We start from the raw sequence: 4,363 nt of genomic DNA on the forward strand, positions 1-4,363 counted from the left end.
GGATAGAATGCTACACAAACAGCTTTTTAATCAACAAATGCTCGATAGAATATTAAAATGAACTGATAGAATTTTACCGAAAAATGAAAAATTCAAGTATAAAGCCTCTACATGAATGGAGAAAAAAGAAAAAAAATCCTTTAGCGACAATCCCCTTCTTGATAAGAAGAGCTAATTATTAATTGTTAATTATTGAACCATACTTTTAATTCTTGAAAATATCTCAATTAGTTTTTCCTCTTTTCAAGGTAATGAAGATGATAGCTGACCGCTGAATGCTTACGTTTTTTTTCAAGATAAATCAATAAATCAACCCTTCTTTTCTATGTATACATTAAGAAGGGTTAAGTTAGTTTTTACTACGAATTATTTCAAACTAATTTGATAGCCAGAGCTAATTTTATCCGCTGCCGCAGCAACTGTTTGACGAACATTATCAGGTAGTGGAATATAACCTAAATCAGCACTTACCTTTTGTCCCTCATTTAATCCATATTCAATCATTTTTTCTATAGCTTGAGCTTTAGCTGTATCAGGATATTGATTATAAATCAGCATCCAAGTATAAGTAACGATAGGATAAGAATTACCACCTTCAGGGTCACTAATAAAAGCACGAAGATTTCCAGGTAATTTTACTGCTGCTAGAGTAGACTTAGCAGACTCTAAAGAAGCCTTAATATACTGACCAGATTTATTTTCCAGAGCTGCAGTAGGAAGACCAGCATTCTTAGAAAAACCAAACTCAATGTAACCTATAGCACCCTTAGTTTGACGAATTCCAGCAGCTACACCATCATTCTTCTGACCACCTATTCCTGTTGGCCATTGAACAGTTTTACCTTCTCCTACTTTCTGTTTCCACTCTGGACTAATAGCACTTAGATGCTTGGTAAACACTCCTGTAGTTCCACTACCATCAGAACGATGAACTACAGTAATTGGTAGATTTGGTAAATTTACACCGGAATTAATAGCAGCAATTTTTGAGTCGTTCCACTTGGTAATCTTACCCAAAAGGATATCTACATACACTTCTCTGGATAATTTTAGATCCGATACACCTGGTACGTTGTAAGCTAATACAATACTACCCGCAGTCATAGGCAGCATCATAACTCCTCGGCCAACTTTGGCTATTTCATCATCTTTCATTGCCACATCACTAGCACCGAAATCTACTAATTCTTGAGTAAATCTCTCAACACCAGCACCACTACCAACTGATTGATAATCTACCCCAATATCAGAACGACTATCTCTCATATCAGCAAACCAACGTTGATATAGAGGAGCTGGAAAAGATGCACCTGCACCTACAAGGTTGACTTTTTGTTGAGCGAGACTGTACTTTACCCCAGCAACTGTAGTAGCTAAACCAACTGTTAAGGCTACTAAAGATACTTTATAAGTATTACGAATTATTTGACTAAATTTTATACTAAGTGTCATAAGTATTTAAAGTCTGATATTGATTTTAAACAAAAGCAACAGTTAAATCACAGTTGAACATACTTAGGTTAAAAATAGGTTAAGAAAATCTCAAATAAAAGTTAAGAAATTTTATTTTTTGTTAAAATCAATAAAGGAATGTGGGTAGTATTTTGAGGATGGCAATCTACGGTTATCTTGACTTTGTAACTTCTCTACCGTCTTATTAAATATATTGATTGAAAACTACTTTTAAGTTAATGGTATGGAAATTAAGGGCTAAAGATGGTAGAATCTGGACGNGTTATCTTGACTTTGTAACTTCTCTACCGTCTTATTAAATATATTGATTGAAAACTACTTTTAAGTTAATGGTATGGAAATTAAGGGCTAAAGATGGTAGAATCTGGACGATATTAAAAGTTACCTCAAGTACAAAGGCTCGCCGTGGTTCAAGCACCCCTATCAACCAATACAAACACAAATACCAAAGATTTCCTATCTTTGCCAGAGACGAAAAAGAAGTTAGAGCAATGGCTCCATGATTTAGCCAAGCAAATTATTTCTGGTTATCGTCTTAGTCGAGAAGAGGCTATGACACTTACTCAGATTTCAGAACAAGAAGATATACTTTTACTCTGTGAAGCTGCGGATAAAGTTCGTCAATCTTGTTGTGGTAATATAGTAGACTTGTGCAGCATCATTAATGTCAAGTCTGGAGGCTGTTCGGAAAATTGTAGCTTCTGTTCCCAGTCAGCTCATCATCCTGGAGAAGCTTCCCCTATTTATGGCCTCAAATCTACTGAGGAAATCTTGGCCCAGGCAAAAGCGGCAGAAGCAGGTGGAGCTAGAAGATTTTGTTTGGTTTCTCAGGGTAGGGGTATTAAGTATGATAGTCCTAAGTCTAGAGAGTTTGAGCAAATTCTGGCTACAGTAAGACAAATTATTGCTGAGACTAATATTAAGCCTTGTTGTGCTTTGGGAGAAGTAACGGAAGAACAAGCTCAAGCATTAGCAGAGGCAGGAGTAACTCGCTACAATCATAATTTGGAAGCCTCTGAGAATTTTTACCCGGAAATTGTTACGACTCATAGCTGGAATGACCGAGTTGAAACTGTGAAAAACCTCAAAGCAGCAGGTATTCAAGCTTGCACTGGGGGTATTATTGGCATGGGGGAAACTTGGGCAGATAGAATAGATTTGGCCTTAGCTTTGCGAGAGTTAGAGGTTGAGTCTGTACCTTTGAATTTGTTAAATCCTCGTGAAGGTACACCTTTGGGTGATTTGCCAAGATTAGACCCTTATGATGCTTTGAAGGCGATCGCTATTTTTCGTCTTATCCTACCAGAACAAATTATTCGTTATGCTGGAGGGCGAGAAGCAGTGATGGGAGAGTTGCAAGGTTTGGGTTTGAAGGCTGGTATTAATGCTATGTTAATTGGCCATTATCTGACAACTCTTGGTCAACCTCCGGAAAAAGATCAAGCAATGTTAGAATCTCTGGGACTTCAGGGTGGAGAAACTCCTATAAGGAGTAGGGGAGTAGGGGAGTAGGGGAGTAGGGGAGCAAAANGAGAAGCAGTGATGGGAGAGTTGCAAGGTTTGGGTTTGAAGGCTGGTATTAATGCTATGTTAATTGGCCATTATCTGACAACTCTTGGTCAACCTCCGGAAAAAGATCAAGCAATGTTAGAATCTCTGGGACTTCAGGGTGGAGAAACTCCTATAAGGAGTAGGGGAGTAGGGGAGTAGGGGAGTAGGGGAGCAAAATTACGGAAAAGCCTCTAATTCAATACGTTTACTCTACCAAAATATCCATTTCATGTTTTATGTTAAGTAAAGGTGTTTATAAAGCATAGGTTCTTAAGGAAGGGTATTATTACTGAGAACTGACAGCTAAAATCTGAATGTTTGCAATAGGTTTTGGATAGTAATATAACTTTCTAATAGACATCTCCAAAAATCCCAAATCAAATCAATTATAATCCATAAATTATCAATTATTTATCCCTTTTCCCTCTTTTATGGAGATGTCTAATAACTGAAATGACAATTACTGTAGAATTACTTTGGGCAATTACAGGTTTACTGTTGACAATTGCTGCGACGTTTTTACCTGCTTCTTTTGCTAGTCCAACTTGGATTTGGGAACAGCAAGAAGTTCAAACTTTTTCTTTAGGAGTAACTTACCAAGTTGGTGCTGTTTTATTGGTAGGTTGTTTAGGTGGAAAAAATGCTGCTGTTATGTCTCAAATAGCCTATATATTTTTAGGTATAACTTTATTACCTGTGTTTAGTGAAGGTGGTGGTATTGGTTATTTGAGAGAACCTAGTTTCGGTTATTTATTAGGTTTTATTCCTGGAGCTTGGATATGTGGAAATTTAGCTTTTCAAGAATATCCTAAATTAGAATCATTGGCTTTTAGCTGTTTATGTGGTTTGTTGAGTGTTCATGTAACTGGGTTAACTTATCTAATTATTAGTGGTATTTTCGGCTGGAGAAATATAGAATCATTATCTTTATTTGAAGGTATTTTTAGATATTCTATTTTTCCTTTACCAGGACAACTAGGAATTATATGTGCTGTGGCAGTTATGGCTTATTTTCTAAGACGTTTACTATTTTATTAAAAATAGGGAGTGGGGAGTAGGGAGTAGGGAGTAGGGGGTACATATAAAAAGTTTTTGCTAAATTTAAATTGTATAGTAAATCTAACTAAATTATAGTAATTGTTAAATTTGAAATTACGTTTAAAAAAAAATCCCTTATTCTGGATAGTTGCAATTATCAGCATTGTATTAGACCATCTCACTAAGTTTTGGGTGGTACAAAATTTTCAACTAGAAGAAAGTCTGGCTTTATGGCCTGGTGTATTTCACTTTACTTATGTGACTAATACTGGAGCAGCTTTTAGTCTCTTTAGTAATGGTG

4 protein-coding genes and 1 pseudogene are annotated in these 4,363 nt (G+C 36.2%); 4 read left to right on the forward strand and 1 reads right to left on the reverse strand.

Annotated elements, in window-relative coordinates:
• Positions 1 to 366: 366 nt before the first annotated feature.
• Complete coding sequence (gene pstS, locus AFK68_RS08420) at positions 367 to 1,452, reverse strand: phosphate ABC transporter substrate-binding protein PstS (protein ID WP_094672345.1); 1,086 nt, start codon at positions 1,450 to 1,452, stop codon at positions 367 to 369.
• A gap of 426 nt (positions 1,453 to 1,878) precedes the next feature.
• On the opposite strand from pstS, the gene bioB reads away from it, so the two are divergent.
• The 4 genes and pseudogenes from bioB to AFK68_RS08435 all read left to right on the forward strand — a co-directional run.
• Positions 1,879 to 2,985 carry a biotin synthase BioB gene (gene bioB / locus AFK68_RS08425; RefSeq protein WP_094672346.1) on the forward strand — a complete coding sequence of 369 codons (1,107 nt, stop codon included), beginning with the start codon at positions 1,879 to 1,881 and terminating at the stop codon, positions 2,983 to 2,985.
• 19 nt (positions 2,986 to 3,004) lie between these two features.
• Positions 3,005 to 3,183: pseudogene (locus AFK68_RS34715) on the forward strand (biotin synthase BioB); the annotation flags it as partial.
• Between the two features lie 294 nt (positions 3,184 to 3,477).
• A complete protein-coding gene (locus AFK68_RS08430) occupies positions 3,478 to 4,062 on the forward strand; it encodes a biotin transporter BioY (RefSeq protein ID WP_094672347.1) in 585 nt (194 codons plus the stop codon).
• Between the two features lie 99 nt (positions 4,063 to 4,161).
• Positions 4,162 to 4,363: signal peptidase II (locus tag AFK68_RS08435; protein WP_210407301.1), on the forward strand; the 202-nt coding region annotated here is incomplete at its 3' end.

Origin of the sequence: Hydrocoleum sp. CS-953, assembly GCF_002260545.1 — a bacterium.
Classification (GTDB): domain Bacteria; phylum Cyanobacteriota; class Cyanobacteriia; order Cyanobacteriales; family Microcoleaceae; genus Trichodesmium.

Coding starts and splice junctions, on each gene's coding strand:
- AFK68_RS08430 (WP_094672347.1), top strand. CDS start 3,478: ATGACAATTACTGTAGAATTACTTTGGGCAATTACAGGTTTACTGTTG.
- pstS (WP_094672345.1), bottom strand. CDS start 1,452: ATGACACTTAGTATAAAATTTAGTCAAATAATTCGTAATACTTATAAA.